Raw genomic sequence first — 18709 nt, forward strand, 5'->3', positions numbered from 1 at the left:
CGACTTTACACAAAGAAAAGTCCTTAGAAACTTGACTTCTAAGGACTTTGTCTTCAATCTGCCAGCACCTTCTATGGAAAGTGCTGGTTGTTTTTATTTAAATGGTTACTTGATCTCTGTCTTTAATCATGTAGTGTTTTAATGGAGTTAGGCTTGCCAACCAATATAGGAAGCCACCAAAAATCGCCGTAAATCCACTACCTGTTGTGATTAAGAAGATCGAACTTTGAATTTGTTTAGTTAGGGGATTATAAACAAAGAGTACCGCAACTAACAGAGATACGAATACACAAGACAAACCAACTAAATTAAATCCCTTAGTAAAATCATAAGCCTGATGTCCATCTAAGAAATAAGCGGATCGTAAATCTAATTTCCGTTTTCTTATCAAGAAATAATCAACAACAATCATTCCAATAATAGGTCCTTGAATATAAGCTGCAAGCGAGATAAAAGAACCAAAATATTCTTCTACGCCACCCCAAATTGTTAACGCACTCACATAAATCATGGCAATCCAAACCATTAGTTTATAGCTCACCTTAGGCATACCGCTTTTAACAATCATACAGTTCACATAGGATCCTGTCCCTTGAGTTCCAATATTTGCAAAAGCTACTAGCAATAAACTAAGAAGAGCAAAGGTAGGAGTACTCAAGGTTGAAAGCATCGCAGTTGGATCACTCTCGTAAACTCCTGTTCTTACAAACATAGCTAGAGCCATAACACCACCCGTCGCAGCAAAGAATGGTGCTACCACACCATAAGATAAAGAAGTAGCCCAATACCCACTACGTTCTGATTTTGCTAAACGTGGTAAAATTAATGCTTGCGTCGACCAAGAAAAGGCAGTCGCTACATTCCCCTCTCCTGAAATCATAAATCGCTCTAGTGGACTCAAATCTCCTTGTACTGCTGGTTGAACGTTCATAATGTCAGTAATCGGAACTGCTACAAAACAAATTCCAACGATAATCAATCCAACAACTAGCAAAGCAATTACCATAAACCGATTAATACCTTTTATAACCTCTGGTCCACCAAGAGCAATCAAGGTCCCCAATAAAACACAAAGTGTTCCAAGAATTGGTGCCCAAATCCCCTTCTCCAGTCCAAGACCAAAATTATTAGCTAGATGAATCATAGAACTGGCAAAAAGATTTGCAGTTACTGCATACCAACCAAAATTTGCTAAACTGATAGTTGTTGACAAAAATGCCACTCCGCGCTTCCCTAAAACCGCTCGAAGCCAAATCCATAAATCAATTCCGTATCTCACTGCAAACAAGGTGGGAAGACACTCGATAAAGACCCAAATAATATTAAAGCTAAAAATATTGATTAACATCTGGCTGAAGGTCAAATATTGAGCAACATACGCTCCTTGTGTGTAACACCAAGTTGCAATCGCAAAACCACTTGTTGATAAGAATAGATCCCAGAAGGAATATTGCCGATCCTTACTAGTCATTGGAACAATCCCAGTTATGGTTTCTTGTTGAATAAAGTCGGTCGTTTTCGACATTATTTAATTCCTCCTGTCATAGCTAAGATAATCAAGATTAGATTAATTCCAATGATAACACCAATCAAAGCAAAATCTTTTTTTAAGAATGGTTGCGCAAAATCATAGTCTGGAGATTCCATTTCTTCCAGTCTTCGTTTCGTTTCATCTGCTACCAATTGTTCAATTTCAGATACAGATTTCATCTTATTTTTCTCCTAGATATAACTCTAATGAAAGTTGTCCGTATTGTCTGGTAAATCGATACCAAGTATAAAGAAATTCTCCCACAGGTTTTCCAACACTCTCTTGGAATAAGGCCCACAAGAACCAATAATAAGATGTCACTGCCACATAGGCTAAATAATGACGTCTTGTTTTTGTATCTGGAACTTCTTGCAAGTAAATCTCAAGTACTTTCTCAGCTTGTTCAACAGTATAATTCGAACAACCAATGAAGGTACCTAAATCCCCTGCAGGGTCCCCCATACCAGAATACTCCCAATCAATCAGACTCATCTCCTCTTGTTCGTTTAGGAGAAAATTAGGACTATAGGAATCTCCATGACATAAAACTCTCTCAGTGTCATCCTGTTTTAAAAATTCTCTAATAGTTGAAATGTTTTTATCGAGTTCATCAAGTCCATCAAACTCAAAACGATTGCTAGCCTTCAATTTTTCTCTAAAATCATCAATTCCTACAAATAAATCAAAATTATGAGTTGTCTTCTCTCCAGACTGATGTAGTTTTCTCAAGAGCCCCATAGCTTTTTCTACATGATCCCAATTATCATAATCAAGCGGTCTAGCGTTAGGGATAAATTCTGAAATCTTCCACCCTTCGTTTTTATCCATTGCAACAAATGTTCTGTCTATTTGCAGTTTTGCTGCAATTTCCATAGAAGCCGCTTCACTTGATCTGTTGATATATTTTTCAGTTCCTCTACCAGGATGACGATAAACATATTTTTTATCAAGACAATCAAAGCTAAAGGATGTATTGGTCAAACCATCTTTGAGTGGTTTAATATGAACAATATCCGAAGCATCACAATTCAAGGTCTTGCAGATGTTATCAATAATCTCAGAATTAGAATTCATCAAGTAGCGGTCATCAAATTGACGCAACTCATCTAAGGAATCAAATTCTTTAACAATATCCGCTGAATAATGACGAGCTTCTAGATGCAATTCATGAACATTACGGGTATAGTAATCTTCCCAGAGCTGTTCTTTATAGGGCTCGTGTTTAAACTCAGTTTCTAAAATTTTTACGAATTTTTCACTAAAGGCACGGTCAAAATACACATGTCCCACCATAGCCCAAGTGTCTTTACCACCAATCTGTATGTCAACAATCATGTTGTTGGAGTCTTCGGTAGCACAATATTCGTCTGTCTCGCCTTCCACAAATATTGTTGAATAGTAGCCCCTATAAATATACTTCTCAAATGGATTTTCGGCAAAATAATTGTCCGATGAACAAATATAAGTATTTGATAGTTGATCTCTAACCAACATTAATGAAGAACAGTTATTGTATTTATAGTAATCATTATTGACAACGATTTTTACACCATATTTTTCAGCAAGGTAAAACATTTTTTCTTGTAAATAACCTACAATAACCGTAATATCTTCTATACCTGCTTCCTGTAGTTGTTCAATTTCCCTTTCAATCAGGCGTTCCCCTTTGACTTTTAACAATCCTTTTGGTACTTCGTAAGACAATGGTGCAAATCGACTACTCATCCCTGCAGCCATAATCACTGCATTTTGTACTCGATAAGGTTCTAAAGCTTCTTTTCCTAACTCAGATAGGTGACCTTCTTGATCAATCCAATTAGCTTCTTTCATTTCTTTAAGCAGGGAATTAATTGTTCCTAAAGAAACTTCCAATTGTTCCGCTAACTGTCTTTGTGTAAACTCCTCTTGTGGATGCTCTTGCAAAAAAGACAGTAGTTTAAATTGTTTTTCTGAAATCATATTGATAACCTCTTTTTGTTCAATGCTTGTTTTTAAAAATTATAGTATGAACATTCGCTTTTGTCAAGTATTATCCAAATAAACTTTAATAGTAAAGAAGTAGTGGTAATTTCTCAAAGTAACTTCCACTTTCCTGACCAAAGTGGAAATTAGTCTAAAACGGATTTTTATGGTGGAATTAAGTGTGAGACGTTTGTGGTAGAAATGAGGCCTACTATGACCAAACATAAACACCTTACCCTTTCAGACCGTAATGATATCCAATTAGGTTTAGAGCGCGGTGAAACATTCAAAGCTATCGGGCAACTTATTCTAAAAGACCCGACTACTGTTTCTAAAGAAGTCAAACGAAACAAACAAATTAGAGACTCTACCTCTAACAACCTTCCTTGCCCTCTACTTGATAAAGCTCCCTTTGTCTGTAATGGATGTCCTAAAAGAAGACAAAACTGTGGCTATCAGAAAATCTTCTACCTTTCTAAACAAGCTCAAAAGCAGTACGAACAAACTCTTGTTGAAGCTCGTGAAGGAACTCCTCTCAACTCTCAGACTTTCTGGGACATGGACAAAGTCATTTCTGATGGGGTTAAAAAGGGACAACACATCTATCATATCCTCAAGACTCATAACCTTAATGTCAGCTCCTCAACCGTCTATAGACACATCCGAAAAGGATACCTGTCCATCGCTCCTATTGATTTAGCTAGAGCCGTTAAATTCAAAGAGAGACAAAAAAGTAAGCTACCTTCCATCCCTAAAGAAGATAAAAAAGGCCGTTCCTATGAGGATTTACAAAACTATTTAGTCCTTAATCAACTAGACTCTTGCTGGAAATGGACACAGTGATGGGCAGAATGGGAGGTAAAGTCCTACTCACCTTCAATCTATCTTTCTGTAACTTTATCTTCGCTAGGCTTCTGGAGAATAAAACTGCCCTTGAGGTTACCAAACATCTCTATGATATTAAGAATAACCTTCACGAAGCTGACAAGGACTTCTGCCAACTCTTTCCTGTTATTCTGACAGATAATGGAGGAGAGTTTGCTAGGGTTAATGACATCGAAATGGATGTGCGAGGAGAGAGTAAACTTTTCTTTTGTGACCCTAATCGCTCTGACCAGAAAGGGAAAATTGAGAAAAATCACACACTGATTCGCGACATTCTACCTAAGGGAACTTCCTTTAACAATTTAACTCAAGAGGACATCAATCTCGTTTGTTCACATGTCAATAGCGTCAAGCGCGCTGCTTTGAATGGAAAATCAGCCTATGAACTCTTTGCTTTTACTTACGGAGAAGAAATTCCTAAGCTTCTCGGCATTTCTAAAATACCTGCAGAAGACGTCTGTCAATCTTCTAAATTACTCCAACATAAGATCTAAAAACTAACCTTCAACCCCATTCAAACGTCTCACACTAACTTCCACCATAGCGGAACTTAATCTGAAACGCTTTCAGATGTGGGGATTTTGTGCGCTCTTTTTTTCGATTTCTTTTGGTTACAAAAGCGATGAAATCAAGCATTATTAAAACCAGTAGAACTTACCCTGACACGGAGTTCCACTGGTTTTTAGGATTTTTATCAGATTAACTTCCACTTTTATTAGCGGTGGAACTTAGTTTGGGAATTTAGCGTAAAGAAGTAGTCTTGAATAACATGACCACACATTTCCATAAGTTTTTAAAGATTTACAAACAGCACTTCCTTAACCACACTGAAGTGAACCAACTTAAAAACAAAAATTCGTATAAAAGTCTAATCGTAAATAAAAAAGCGAACCATACTTGTTTCTGATACTCAGAATTCTATCTTGTCCGCTTTTTTATTTAATTTATCAAGCATGAGGATTTATAATAATGGATTCTTAAATCCAATATTTTTTCCACCTCCGCTTTTTATCTCAAGAAAAGGATACTCAAGAGTGCTAAGATTGCTGGACCACCTTGCTTGAGAATGATTTTTTTATCTGCTGTTAAGGCACCATAAGTAGCTGCTCCTATGACAAATAAAACAAAGATTGTTACGATTTCTAAGCTATGTGAGAAATAAATTCCGTAAATAAGAAATACCCCAATCAAGGCATTATAAATTCCTTGGTTTTTGAAAAGTGAGGTTACAGATGGTCGAGTCAACTCTTCCATTTCCATATTAAAGACTCGACTGGTGGCGTCTGATTGGGTTACGATACTCTCCAAATAAAAGATATAAAAATGTTCGAGGGCAACGATAGTTGCTAAAATTGTGGTCATGATTGACATGGTTTTCTCCTTAAAATTCTATTTTTTCTAATCCTGATACTAGTTTCGTCAGTAAAGTCGTCAGTTCTTTTTGCTCAGTAGAGGATAAGATGGTCTCCATCTGTTCCTTCACTCGCAAGTGATGTTCAGGCGGATTGACCAAGAGTTGATTCTTGGCTTCTTGGGTTAATTCAACTAAGACTTCTCGCTGATTGATTGGATTTCGCTTGCGACTAACATAACCCTCTGACTCCAGTATCTTAAAATGACGGGTCAATGCTGCCTGGTCAATCTGTAACTTCTCCTGAACGGCAATCTGGTTACAGGGTGACTGTTGCAGTAAAAATTGCAGGATTTGATAGCGGGTCAAACTAATTCCCAATTGTTTCTCAAAAAGTTGAGTGATGGTCTGATCTGTTAAATGGAGCTGGTATAGCAATTCATGCATTTTTAGTATTTTTTTCCTTTCTTCGATATTTGATCTATCAATAGTTGACTTATCAAGTGTATTACAACCAGAGTAAAAACGCAACTGTTTTGCTCACTCCCTAAAAATAGCCTCTTGGTTTCAATCCCAAAAGGCTATTAATTCTATATTCTAGATAAAATCCAGTACTAACCTACCAAATCTGCTCGAAGGATTTCTCCCTCTTTATCGATGACAACTTCGATGGCATGGCCTGCAAAAATTTCCTCGCTATCATCATAGTAGAGAGTCAATTCCCCATCTTCGTTGATTGATAGTTCACTCAAGGAAAGTGAGTTGGTAAAATACTCTTCTGTTAACTCCACATCATTTTCATCTGAATCAATCCAGTCTTGAGCTGTTTCCCACAATTCTTTGACGATATAGTTTTTAATCTGAGCATCATGGACTTGGAAAGTTCCCATAAATTTCTTTAAATCATCAAAAGAACTTGGAGGAAGACTTTCATCTTCACCCGCATCAAACATAGCATGAATCTTACCGCCTTCATAGGTGATGAAGCCTTCAAACCAAGAATAGGCTCTATTTAGGGTGAACTCGCCAAGAGCGTCTTGAATGATAACAGGTTTTTGATAGCTTTCAATCAAGGTCTCTAACCTAGAGTCCGTGGATTGGTCATCTAGGTATTCCAGCAAGCGGTAGCAGTTGTTAGCCACTTCTGACATATAAGGCTCTAGCTCCATGAAGGGGCGTTTTTGACATTTAATACGATGAATTTTGTAGGGTTCAAAACTAAAGCCCCATCGTTTTTCTTCAAATTCTTCTGGAGTCAAGAGCCATTCCAAACGTCCTTCAAGTTCAGAAAAGTCCTGAGTTTCGACATTGACACTAGCTTTAAAATGAACGGACGGTATCTTGCATCCATCTTTTAAAGAGATTGCTCCATTTACATTTTGGAGGGTAAAAATCAAGAGTTCGACAATTTCACCACAAAATTCCTGTTCAAAATCATCTCTTGTTTTCTCAAATGTAGTTTTTAATCGGTTTGTCATCCTTATCATCCTTTCGCTCTATGCTTAAAATCGTTAGTATAACTTTGTATCCGCTTACATTCTAACATGTTTTAGATTTTATTTCACTTATAAATACTATTTTTACAAAAAAAGAAGCTACACTTTTAAATGTATAGCTTCTTATTAATCATTAGTTCATAGAAACGTGAACGTGGTCATAGTGATTTTCTGTTACACTACCACGGTCTGGCATTGGATTCCAAGTGTAGGCTGGTCCGTATTTGCTATCGAATGGTGCATAGAAACGTTGTTTCCAGATGATGTAGCTGATACCACGGCTAGCCATATTTTGGATAGCATAATCTGCAATTTGGTCTCCAAGAGCAGAGCTTACTGGAACCATAAAGTCAATGGCAAGTCCTTTTCCGTGGTCTCCACTATCTCCTGGACGGTAACCACTAAATGATGTGATTCCGAATAAGTTAGCCACTTCCTCTTTAAAGGCAGCCGTTTGTGGCTGAAGACCTGCATTTTCTGATTTTGAAGCTGCAATACTTGCATAATCAGGTGCTGCTGGTGCTGCATAAGTCGCTGATGAACCTTGGCTTGCTTCAGCTTGATAAGTTGATGGTGCTGATTGAGTCTCTGTTACAGTCTCTGTAACTGGTGCTTCTGTTGTAGTCGTTTCTTCCACTACAGGTGTTTCTGCGACCGACTCTTCCACTGGTGCTGAAACTTCTGCAACGGCTCCTGTTGTTGTTTCTGCTGCAGATCCTTCCGTTGGTGTTGCAACTTCAGTAGTGGCTTCTACTACTGACTCTTCTACAGGTGCTACAACTTCTGTTGTTGCTTCTGCCACTGGCTCAGCTACAGTTGTTTCTGCAACTGATTGAGTTAAATCTTCAACCTGTACAGTTTGGTCATCTACAGTGACTTGGTTGGTTGTCAAATCTGCTGTTGCAGTTGTACCTTCGCCACCTTGAACTGTATCAGGGGTTTGAATTTCAACCTCTGTCACTTCTTCTTTTTCATTGACAGTTGTTGTAAGGACTGTCTCAGGGAAGATCAAATCAATATTGCTGATCTTATTCAAGTTAGCAAGAACGTTCACATCCACTCCCAAAGCTTCGGCAATGGTACTTAAGGTATCACCATACTGAATCGTATAGCTTGTTTTATTCTCACTCTTGGTAACATCATTTTGAATTTGCTCAACACTACGCGCTGTCCACACTAATTCTTCTGCTTGAGTTGCCAATACAGGGGCAAGGGACAAGGCTACTGTTGATGCTAAAATAATTCTTTTCTTCATACTATCAAACTCCTTTTCAAATGTAGTACCTGTCTATCATAACACAAAGAAAAAAGAAAAAAAGCCCTTTTGGGGCTATTTAACAGAACTGTACATTCGTTGTAACAATTTACATTACTTGAAATAGTTTGTTAGTTTCTTGTCATCAGGCTGACACATTCTTCTTGAAGAAAATTCTAGAAGGAAAGTGAACTAATATCTTCTAAATGCTCTATCTGTTGATTACAAGCTGCGGGAGAGGCAAGGAAATTGATACTCTGAATCCCACTGTTTTGAGCAAATTCGATATCCAAAGTCCGATCACCGATATAATAAGTTTGCTGAGGATCTAGTTCATACTTATCTAGCAAATAGATCGCAGCTTCTGGACTAGGCTTCCGAGAAAAGCCACTTTGATTGGTTAAAATTTCTGTGAAATAGTGGGCCAAACCCAAATTCTCCAAAATAGTAAAAGCATTGTCCCCTTTATGGGTATAAACAAACTGCTCAATTCCTTGCTGGTCTGCCCAAGCTAAGATTTCACGTGCCCCCGGCATCAGGACAACTTGAGCATTCTTCTCAGCCAAACTCTGAGCACGAACCTGATTGAGCATATTAGCATCCAAGCCTCTTTCTTCTCCCACCTTTTCCAACAGATCTTGAACGGAAGTTTTTAGAATAAAGGCACGAACCTCAGCCTTATCATAAGGAATGTCAAACTGGGCAAAAGTCTCTTCGATTCCTGCTAAGATAGCCTCATAAGAGTCTAACAAGGTCCCATCTAAATCCCAGATAAATCCAATTTTTTTCATATGTCATCCTTTCAAAGAGATATATTGCTTATAACGATAGCGCAGGAAGAACCAGCGAAAACCATTATCCAAAAGTGTTCCTGCCCAAATACCAGGCAAGCCCCAACCAAGAATAATTCCCATCAGATACCCTGTTCCGATACGGATACACCACATCCCGATACTTGTCGCATAAAAGGGGAGGCGTGCATTTCCCAACCCCTGCCAGACCGCTGTATAAATGACTGTCCCCGTCGTCATAGGAGTTCCTAGTAGTGAGAACAGTGTCACCATAACACTGGCTTCAATAGCCACAGGATCACTGGTGTAGAGGTGACTTAGTGGTGTCCCAAGAGCATAGATACTAAGCGTCAAGGGCAACATGAGAAAGAGGGATAGCCAAAAAGTTTGCTTACTTAAGTTGTCTACCCTTGCCCAATCATCTTCTCCAACTGCTCGAGCTACTTGCATAACTATTGCCGTAGCGACACCAACGGCTGGCATATAATTAAACTGAGTCAAGACTTCACCAATAGCATTCCCCGCGACAGCCTCCGTCCCAAAGGAAACAACCAAGGCAATAATGACTACATCACCAGCCCTCATCATGAGACGTTCTCCCGCTGCAGGTAAAGCCAAAGTCAGTAAGTCTTTGTCCAGTCCAAAGCTTGGTCTCGTATATGGAAGTTTTAATTGCGACCACAAAATCACAACCCCGATTAAACGTGACAAAATAGTCCCCCAAGCAACACCAGTTATGCCCATATCAAGAACAAAAATAGCTAGACTTGAAAAGAGAATATTCAAGGCATTGGATAAAAGACTCACATAAAGGGGAAGGCGCGGATTATGGGTGGCGCGAATCAAGGCTCCTAGACTCGTCATCAAGCCTAAGAGGACGATTGTGCCACCGACCAAAGCTAGGTAAAGTCCACCACTTTCAGCGACTGCCTCTTCTGTTCCCAAAAGACCTATCATCTCTTGTCCTGCAAAGATGGACAAGGCTCCTAAAAATAAACTCAAGAGTAGGGTGATTTTGAGTGCTTCTGTCACATGGTAGGCTAGTCTAGACTGATCTTTCTGTCCCAAACTTTTGGAAATGACACTGGAAATAGCCGCTCCCAAAGCAATAAAAATCGCTTGGTAAATGGTGATAATATTGCCCGCTACAGACACACCCGAAATGGCGATTAATCCCAGATGTGCTACCAGATAGCTATCGACCATCCCCATGAGCATCTGCAAGAAATTTTCACCCATGGCTGGCAGGGCTATGTTGAGAATATCCTTATTTTTCTTAAACAATCCTTCCTCCTGATGAAAAGAAACTCAGTTAGTTTCCCAACCGAGTTTACTTCCTCTGTCTTAAAGTCCTAGATAAGATTCTACTGCAGCCTGCATCTCTGCTGCTGCAACAGTTGTCTTGTGACGGACTGGAGCTGTTTCGAGGCCATCAACTGCAGGTGGCACTGCTACTCCTGAAATTTCATGTAGTTGAGCCAAGGCTTCAAAATCGCCCAAACCTGATTTCCCTGTTACAGCTTCTACTGCAACTACTGGGAATTTATATGGACTAGCTGTTGAAGCAATCACGGTCTTAGCCACATCGCCTGTCGCCGCTTGGTATTTTTTATAAACAGCTGAGGCAACCGCTGTATGTGGATCCTCAATGTAGGCATCTGTTTGATAAACACGCTTGATTTCTGCTGCTGTTTCCGCTTCAGTCGCATACTCTGCTGCAAAAAGGTCAAGAATCTCTGCATCAAAATCTGTCAATTCATACTGACCTTGGTTATTCAAAGCATTCATGAGTTCAGCTGTCTTAACCGCATCATTACCCAAAAGGTGGAAAATCAAGCGCTCCAAGTTTGAAGAGACCAAAATATCCATAGATGGGCTAGTGGTTACCTTAAACTCACGCTTCTTGTCATAAACACGAGTTTTGAAGAAGTCTGTTAAAACATTGTTGTCATTTGAAGCACAGATCAATTTACCAACTGGGAGACCAATTTGCTTAGCGTAAAAGGCAGCCAAGATATTTCCGAAGTTTCCTGTCGGTACGGTGAAGTTAACCTTGTCACCAGCCTTAATCTCACCAGTTTTAACAAGCTGAGCGTAGGCATAAACATAATAGACAATCTGTGGGACCAAACGACCGATATTCATAGAGTTAGCTGATGAGAACTGGAGCTTGTTAGCTGCTAATTTTTCACGAAGAGCCACATCGTTGAACATATGCTTGACGTTGGTTTGGGCATCGTCAAAGTTTCCATCAATAGCGATAACATGGGTATTTTCGCCCGTTTGAGTGGTCATTTGTAACTCTTGCACCTTGCTGACACCGTCTTTTGGATAAAAGACGATAATTTCAGTTCCAGAGACATCCGCAAATCCTGCCATGGCAGCTTTTCCAGTGTCTCCAGAAGTTGCAGTCAAGATAACAATCTTGTTTTCCAAACCGTGTTTCTTAGCAGCCGTCGTCATAAAGTATGGCAAGATAGACAAGGCCATGTCTTTAAAGGCAATGGTTGAACCATGGAAGAGTTCCAAGTTGTATTGACCATCAAGTTTGACAAGAGGGGCAATGGCTGGTGTATCAAACTTGCTGTCATAGGCATTGGTGATACAGTAGTCCAACTCTTCTGCTGTAAAGTCATCCAAGAAGGCTGACAAGACAAGCTTAGCTACTTCCTGGTATGAAGCGTCCTTTAATGTTTCAAAATCCAAATCTACCTTTGGATAGCTAACTGGAGTGAACAAGCCTCCATCTGTCGCCAAACCTTGCAAAATCGCTTGGCTGGCTGTTACGGTATTTTTCGCATCACGCGTTGATTGATAAACTAATGTCATAAATCTCTATCCTTTATCTATAGTCTCATCCATTATAACATGATTTTTCAGAAAATTCTTCCTTTATAAGAAAATTATAGAGTCAATTTTTCTTTCAAAGGCTCTAAATAGGTTGTTTCTTGCTGACCTCTCATTTCAAGACCTTGCTCTGCTATAGCTAGCAAGTCTTTGGAGAACTGGACAATTCCAGCTGTCTCCTCGTCTGAAAGCTGTTTCTTAGAAAACTGGCGTCTCAATGACTTGTAGTCACGACCAAAGTGCTCAAAGAAAGGAGCTGTCTCTAGGTAAGCTTCAAGCTTGTCTAGATTTACCAACAAACCTAGATGAAAGGCTGCTGAAGCAAAGGTTCGGTCTAGGGGTTGCGTACAAACACTACGAAATTCGACCGTTCCTCTAGTCGTCAAGTCTTGAAATTGGTAACTACGGTGCGTTTGAAAATCCTTCTCTTGAGGAACAAGCAGAGTTTCTTTTCCATTTAGAGTATAGGCCGAAACTTCCTCAGTAGCTAGGTAATCTCTAGCCCGAATCGGAGAAAAATAGTAGGTTTCCCCATCTCGTTCTGCTGTAAAAATCGCAGAGCGGTCTAGATAATCAAAGAAATCATCCTCATCTTTGAAGAGTCTGGCATTGACACCAACATTCTCTGAATAAATCCCATGCATGGAAGCTTCCCAAAAAATATCCCGTGAAATCTTAGTATCCCATTCTGCTCCCGAAAACTCAGAATTGGCAAATAAGTAAGCTTTTGCTGCTTCAATCTGAGTGAAAGCATTGATAACTCGTAGGTAGTTAGCAGTCGATACATCCAACTGAACTTGACTCCCACAGATAAAAGCACCGTATTGTGGAAAGTCATGCAAATCAGCTCTATCTTGGCGACTTCCCATATGCAAGTAATCCATCAGCATCTGGTAGCGTGGATAAGCCACCGGTCGATTGTCATTCTGATCCCAGTTTGGATGAATCCCCCAGCCCTGGATAGCATGATCCTTTTCGCCTAGTTTTTCCTGAATGACCTTCATATAAGCTTGAAATCGACCTTGGACCTCTTGGATTTTCTGGGCTCTGCCAAAGGCAAACTCCAAGGTCGTGTAAGAAACCTCAAACAGAATCCGATCCTGACTTTTTGGTTCTACAAGTTGAATCGGATTTCCGTCCTGGTCCTCTTTTTCAACTTCCAGGCTAAGAGCATTCACTAAAAATCGCATCAAGTCCTTTGTGACTTCAATATCTGTGGGTTTCCCTTTCGTATGTACGATAGGAAACTCCAACTCAATACCAATGTAGAGTTCTGGATTTTCTTTGATATTTTTTAAATAACGGTTTTTCAATAACTGAATAGAAGGGGACATAGATACCTCTCACTCTAAATTCTCTAACTAGAAAGATCAATTGCTTTCTATATTATACCAAAATCCCCTCGAGAAGAAACTCAGAAAATTTGCTGAAAACCTTAAAGAGGCGATATAAAGTCAACTCTTCTAGCGTTTATAGGTATTTACTCGCCAATGCATCAATCTTACTTGTTCAATTTTCACAGTCTTATCAACCGGTTAAGCGATTACATAGTTTTTTACCTCAAAACTATTGTACTATAGTAAATATCGTGACATACTTCACATATAAGTAAATAAGAGGGCGGTTCAAATTCGACTTCACTTGAAAACCTCTCAAGCCAAGCCCCTTTTCCACTGCACCTCAACGACTAATTAAGGAGGATAGCTATGAAAGCTGTTGTTGTAAATCCAGAAGGCACTGGTGTTGCTATTGAAGAAAAAGTGCTCCGTCCGCTCGAAACTGGGGAAGCACTTGTTGAAGTTGAGTACTGTGGTGTTTGCCACACAGACCTCCACGTTGCCCATGGTGACTTTGGAAAAGTTCCAGGACGTGTTCTCGGTCACGAAGGGATTGGTATCGTAAAAGAAATCGCTCCTGATGTTAAGAGCCTAAAAGTTGGCGACCGCGTCAGCGTAGCTTGGTTCTTTGAAGGCTGTGGTATGTGTGAATACTGTACAACTGGACGCGAAACTCTTTGCCGTTCAGTAAAAAATGCTGGCTACTCAGTTGATGGTGGTATGGCAGAACAATGTATCGTAACTGCAGATTATGCCGTTAAAGTTCCAGAAGGTCTCGATCCAGCCCAAGCTTCTTCAATCACTTGTGCCGGTGTCACCACCTACAAGGCTATCAAAGAAGCAAAAGTTGAGCCAGGCCAATGGGTTGTACTCTATGGTGCTGGAGGACTTGGTAACTTAGCTGTTCAATATGCTAAAAAAGTATTCAACGCTCACGTTATCGCAGTAGATATTAACAACGATAAACTTGCTCTAGCTAAAGAAGTTGGTGCTGATATCGTTATTAATGGTCTTGAAGTCGAAGATGTCCCAGGGCTTATCAAAGAAAAAACAAACGGCGGTGCTCACTCAGCTGTCGTAACAGCTGTATCAAAAGTTGCCTTCAACCAAGCAGTTGACTCTGTTCGTGCAGGCGGTCGTGTAGTAGCTGTCGGACTCCCTTCAGAAATGATGGATCTAAGTATCGTTAAAACGGTTCTTGATGGTATTCAGGTCATCGGTTCCCTAGTTGGAACACGTAAAGATTTGGAAGAAGCTTTCCAATTTGGTGCTGAAGGTCTCGTTGTTCCAGTCGTTCAAAAACGTCCTGTCGAAGATGCCATTGCTGTCTTTGATGAAATGGCTGCTGGAACCATCCAAGGTCGTATGGTTCTAGACTTTACTCACTAAGATAAATAATAAATGCCAAAACGAGGTCGGGACAGAAAATCCCACCTCGTTTTTTTGTAATAAAATTTTGACACGACAACTAATTGGACTTGGGGCATTTTTTAGACGCCCAAGAGCACTACTGACGTAAACTTCCTAGTCCCTCTGCTTTTTTATATTAAATTTTTTTACCATTTTATAGATGATTTTATAAAAATTTGATATATCAATATTTGTAAAAATGGAAATTTGAGATTTTTTTCACTCTTTATTATAATTAGTTGCTTTTTTTCTGAAATCGATTTATACTTAAAGAGTCTTAAAGTTTTCTTAAACTACAAGTCAAACATTTTATAAGGAGGAATGACAATAATGAGTATCGGAATCATTATTGCGAGCCACGGTGAATTTGCCGCGGGTATTCATCAGTCAGGATCTATGATCTTTGGTGAACAAGAAAAGGTTCAAGTTGTAACCTTTATGCCAAACGAAGGTCCAGATGATTTATACGCCAAGTTCAACAATGCTGTGGCTGCATTTGACGCAGAAGATGAGGTTCTAGTCCTGGCTGACCTTTGGAGTGGTTCTCCATTTAACCAAGCTAGCCGCGTAATGGGAGAAAACCCTGAGCGTAAATTTGCCATCATCACAGGACTTAACTTACCGATGTTAATCCAAGCATATACAGAGCGCCTCATGGATGCTAATGCTGGAGTGGATAAAGTCGCTGCGAACATCATTAAAGAGGCCAAAGATGGCATCAAGGCTCTTCCAGAAGAGCTAAATCCAGCTGAGGAAGTTGCAACTGCTGCAGCTACTCCAGTTGCCCAAGCTGCTATTCCAGAAGGAACTGTTATCGGAGACGGTAAATTGAAAATCAATCTTGCTCGTCTTGACACACGTCTTCTTCATGGACAAGTCGCAACTGCTTGGACACCAGATTCAAAAGCTAACCGTATCATCGTTGCTTCAGATAACGTAGCAAATGACGACCTTCGTAAAGAATTGATCAAACAAGCGGCTCCTAACGGAGTTAAGGCTAACGTTGTTCCAATCAAAAAATTGATTGAGGTTGCTAAAGATCCTCGCTTTGGTGAAACACATGCCCTTATCTTGTTTGAAACACCACAAGATGCCCTTCGTGCTATCGAAGGTGGTGTGCCAATCAAAACTCTTAACGTTGGATCAATGGCTCACTCAACTGGTAAAACAATGGTCAACAACGTATTGTCAATGGACAAAGACGACGTTGCTACATTTGAAAAAATGCGTGACCTCGGTGTTGAATTTGACGTACGTAAAGTACCAAACGACACTAAAAAAGATTTGTTTGACTTGATTAGCAAAGCTAACGTTCAATAATTAACATTAAATAGAAAAGGAATAAAACCATGTCAGATATTTCATTCATTTCTGCTATCTTGGTTGTAGTTGTTGCCTTCTTCGCAGGTCTTGAAGGTATCCTCGACCAATTCCAATTCCATCAACCAATCGTAGCATGTACCCTTATCGGTCTTGTAACTGGTAACCTCGAAGCTGGGGTTATGCTTGGTGGATCACTTCAAATGATCGCCCTTGGTTGGGCTAACATCGGAGCTGCCGTAGCTCCTGACGCTGCTCTTGCTTCTGTTGCTGCTGCAATTATCATGATCAAAGGTGGTAACTTTACTACTGAAGGTATCGCAGTCGCAACTGCAACTGCAATCCCTCTTGCCGTAGCTGGACTTTTCTTGACTATGATCGTTCGTACAATCTCAGTTGGTTTGGTTCACACTGCTGACGCTGCTGCTAAAGAAGGAAACATTACAGCTGTTGAACGCGCTCACTACTTTGCCCTTGCTCTTCAAGGTCTACGTATTGCTATCCCAGCTGCACTCTTGCTTGCAATGCCAACTGAAGCCGTTCAAGGCGTATTGGAACTTATGCCAGAATGGCTTAAAGGTGGTATGGCTGTCGGTGGTGCTATGGTCGTTGCCGTTGGTTACGCTTTGGTTATCAACATGATGGCTACTCGTGAAGTATGGCCATTCTTCGCTATCGGTTTTGCTCTTGCAGCAATCTCTCAATTGACTTTGATTGCCCTTGGTGTCATCGGTGTTGCCCTTGCCTTCATCTACCTCAACCTTTCTAAACAAGGTGGAAACGGTGGCGGAGGAGCTGCAACTTCTAACGATCCAATCGGTGATATCCTAGAAGACTACTAGAAAGGGGAACAATCATGGCTGAAAAAATTCAATTATCAAAATCAGATCGCCAAAAAGTTTGGTGGCGTTCACAATTCCTTCAAGGTTCTTGGAACTACGAACGTATGCAAAACTTGGGTTGGGCTTACTCTTTGATCCCAGCTATCAAGAAACTTTACACTACTAAAGAAGACCAAGCTGCTGCTCTTGAGCGTCACCTTGAGTTCTTCAACACTCACCCATACGTAGCTGCTCCAATCATGGGGGTTACTCTTGCACTTGAAGAAGAACGCGCTAACGGTACTGAAATCGATGACGCTGCTATCCAAGGTGTTAAGATCGGTATGATGGGACCTCTTGCTGGTATCGGTGACCCAGTCTTCTGGTTTACAGTACGTCCTATCCTCGGTGCCCTTGGTGCATCACTTGCTGCGACTGGTAATATCGTCGGACCACTTCTCTTCTTCTTTGGATGGAATGCAATCCGTATGTCTTTCCTATGGTATACACAAGAGTTTGGTTACAAGGCTGGATCTGAAATCACTAAAGATATGTCAGGTGGTATCTTGAAAGACATCACTAAAGGAGCTTCTATCCTTGGTATGTTCATCCTTGCCGTTCTTGTACAACGTTGGGTATCCATCAACTTCACTATCAACCTTCCAGGTAAACAATTGTCAGAAGGTGCCTACATCGTCTTCCCAGAAGGTCCTGTTACAGGTGGAGAATTGAAGGGAATCCTCGGCCAAGCACTTAGCGGATTGAGCTTGGATAGCGTTCAACCACAAACCCTTCAAGGACAGTTGAACTCATTGATCCCAGGATTGATGGGACTTCTCCTTACTTTCCTTTGCATGTGGTTGCTTAAGAAAAAAGTATCTCCAATCACAATCATTCTTGCCCTCTTTGTAGTTGGTATCGCAGCTCGTTTCTTCGGTATCATGTAATCTCGGTGAGAATTTACAAACAAAAAAAGAATCAGGTTTATCACCTGATTCTTTTGGCTCTTTGTCAAATAGTGTTGATGAAGAACCTAATGAAAAAAGAATCCAACAAAAATTGGACTACCTGTCTCCGGTTGGATACCGAAGACGGTAGCCCTAGGGTGTTTTTATTAAATTCTCACTTTTTGGGGTCAGTCCCTAAGCCTGATAGTAATTTTTTGTTCATACTATTCCCCTTTAGTCATTTACTACTTTAAGTTGCATTGCTTTAGCTACTTCTTCTGCCTTTGATCCCTTAGGTGTATGGATTTCTACATCTGGGTTACAGTTATCCACAAAATAGAAGTATTCTGTAATTTCTGTTACACTTGCTGGAATTGTAATAGATTTAATTGATGATGTCCCCCAGAATACTAATGTTCCAATACTCTTTGTTCCTTCTGGGAATACAACTGATTCTAATGAACTGTCAGAGTTGAAAACATCATCTTCTACTGTTTCTATTGACTTACCAAAGTGGACATACTTTAACTTATTGTCAATCGTAAACGCACCTTTTCCAATATATCGTACTGTATCTGGTAAAACGATTGCCTCACAATGTTTCAAGTTCGCAAGACCACGTTCTCCAATTGCGATAACAGGTTTACCTTTAATTTCCTTTGGTACACGAACAACCTTATCGTCAGAAGTACAACTATAGATGACATAACCTTCTTTCCATAAATATACGCATGTTAGTATATTAATATCTTTAAG

Annotated in this window: 16 protein-coding genes and 1 pseudogene; 5 read left to right on the plus strand and 12 right to left on the minus strand. The window is 40.1% G+C overall.

Annotation, left to right across the window (positions count from 1 at the left end; all coding sequences use genetic code 11):
• Nucleotides 1-97: 97 nt before the first annotated feature.
• The 3 genes from QM460_RS02900 to QM460_RS02910 are packed head-to-tail and all read right to left on the minus strand — an operon-like array spanning nucleotide 98 to nucleotide 3490.
• Nucleotides 98-1525, minus strand: coding sequence for a cytosine permease (locus QM460_RS02900; protein ID WP_414289191.1), 1428 nt, complete (start codon nucleotides 1523-1525; stop codon nucleotides 98-100).
• Nucleotides 1525-1710 (minus strand): hypothetical protein, encoded by a 186-nt coding sequence (locus QM460_RS02905; protein ID WP_153225647.1) that lies wholly within the window; start codon nucleotides 1708-1710, stop codon nucleotides 1525-1527. Before QM460_RS02905 ends, QM460_RS02900 begins: the two co-directional genes overlap by 1 nt.
• Before the next feature lies 1 nt (nucleotide 1711).
• On the minus strand, nucleotides 1712-3490 hold the full coding sequence (locus QM460_RS02910; protein ID WP_153225646.1) for a phosphotransferase: 1779 nt from the start codon (nucleotides 3488-3490) through the stop codon (nucleotides 1712-1714).
• Nucleotides 3491-3706: 216 nt separating this feature from the next.
• Between QM460_RS02910 and QM460_RS02915 the strand changes: the two are divergent.
• Nucleotides 3707-4872: pseudogene (locus QM460_RS02915) on the plus strand (IS30 family transposase).
• Between the two features lie 514 nt (nucleotides 4873-5386).
• Here QM460_RS02915 and QM460_RS02920 read toward each other — a convergent pair.
• The 8 genes from QM460_RS02920 to QM460_RS02955 all read right to left on the minus strand — a co-directional run bounded on the left by QM460_RS02920 (nucleotide 5387) and on the right by QM460_RS02955 (nucleotide 13452).
• Nucleotides 5387-5749, minus strand: coding sequence for a DUF1304 domain-containing protein (locus QM460_RS02920; protein ID WP_414289192.1), 363 nt, complete (start codon nucleotides 5747-5749; stop codon nucleotides 5387-5389).
• Nucleotides 5750-5759: 10 nt separating this feature from the next.
• Nucleotides 5760-6176, minus strand: coding sequence for a MarR family winged helix-turn-helix transcriptional regulator (locus QM460_RS02925; protein ID WP_414289193.1), 417 nt, complete (start codon nucleotides 6174-6176; stop codon nucleotides 5760-5762).
• 167 nt (nucleotides 6177-6343) lie between these two features.
• On the minus strand, nucleotides 6344-7207 hold the full coding sequence (locus QM460_RS02930; RefSeq protein ID WP_414289194.1) for a DUF2262 domain-containing protein: 864 nt from the start codon (nucleotides 7205-7207) through the stop codon (nucleotides 6344-6346).
• Nucleotides 7208-7358: 151 nt separating this feature from the next.
• A complete protein-coding gene (locus QM460_RS02935; RefSeq protein WP_414289195.1) occupies nucleotides 7359-8480 on the minus strand; it encodes a LysM peptidoglycan-binding domain-containing protein in 1122 nt (373 codons plus the stop codon).
• A gap of 176 nt (nucleotides 8481-8656) precedes the next feature.
• Complete coding sequence (locus tag QM460_RS02940) at nucleotides 8657-9271, minus strand: HAD-IA family hydrolase (RefSeq protein WP_414289196.1); 615 nt, start codon at nucleotides 9269-9271, stop codon at nucleotides 8657-8659.
• Between the two features lie 3 nt (nucleotides 9272-9274).
• Entirely contained in the window at nucleotides 9275-10555 is a 1281-nt protein-coding gene (locus tag QM460_RS02945) for an MATE family efflux transporter (RefSeq protein WP_414289197.1), read from the minus strand.
• A 60-nt stretch (nucleotides 10556-10615) separates the two neighbouring features.
• The gene (gene thrC / locus QM460_RS02950) at nucleotides 10616-12100 is read right to left on the minus strand and encodes a threonine synthase (RefSeq protein ID WP_414289198.1); all 1485 of its coding nucleotides are present in this window, start codon (nucleotides 12098-12100) and stop codon (nucleotides 10616-10618) included.
• A 74-nt stretch (nucleotides 12101-12174) separates the two neighbouring features.
• Nucleotides 12175-13452, minus strand: coding sequence for a gamma-glutamylcysteine synthetase (locus QM460_RS02955; protein ID WP_414289199.1), 1278 nt, complete (start codon nucleotides 13450-13452; stop codon nucleotides 12175-12177).
• A gap of 372 nt (nucleotides 13453-13824) precedes the next feature.
• Between QM460_RS02955 and adhP the strand changes: the two genes are divergently transcribed.
• From adhP to QM460_RS02975, 4 genes are all read left to right on the plus strand, one after another.
• A complete protein-coding gene (gene adhP, locus QM460_RS02960) occupies nucleotides 13825-14844 on the plus strand; it encodes an alcohol dehydrogenase AdhP (protein ID WP_049502676.1) in 1020 nt (339 codons plus the stop codon).
• A gap of 351 nt (nucleotides 14845-15195) precedes the next feature.
• A complete protein-coding gene (locus tag QM460_RS02965; RefSeq protein WP_414289200.1) occupies nucleotides 15196-16185 on the plus strand; it encodes a PTS sugar transporter subunit IIB in 990 nt (329 codons plus the stop codon).
• Between the two features lie 29 nt (nucleotides 16186-16214).
• On the plus strand, nucleotides 16215-17027 hold the full coding sequence (locus QM460_RS02970; protein ID WP_153225636.1) for a PTS mannose/fructose/sorbose transporter subunit IIC: 813 nt from the start codon (nucleotides 16215-16217) through the stop codon (nucleotides 17025-17027).
• Between the two features lie 14 nt (nucleotides 17028-17041).
• Nucleotides 17042-17953 (plus strand): PTS system mannose/fructose/sorbose family transporter subunit IID, encoded by a 912-nt coding sequence (locus tag QM460_RS02975; RefSeq protein WP_414289201.1) that lies wholly within the window; start codon nucleotides 17042-17044, stop codon nucleotides 17951-17953.
• A gap of 234 nt (nucleotides 17954-18187) precedes the next feature.
• Here the strand turns inward: QM460_RS02975 and QM460_RS02980 are convergent, their stop codons facing one another.
• Complete coding sequence (locus tag QM460_RS02980; RefSeq protein WP_223339927.1) at nucleotides 18188-18607, minus strand: leucine-rich repeat domain-containing protein; 420 nt, start codon at nucleotides 18605-18607, stop codon at nucleotides 18188-18190.
• Between the last annotated feature and the right edge of the window lie 102 nt (nucleotides 18608-18709).

The sequence above is a fragment of the Streptococcus infantis genome (assembly GCF_047464415.1).
GTDB lineage: Bacteria > Bacillota > Bacilli > Lactobacillales > Streptococcaceae > Streptococcus > Streptococcus infantis_AE.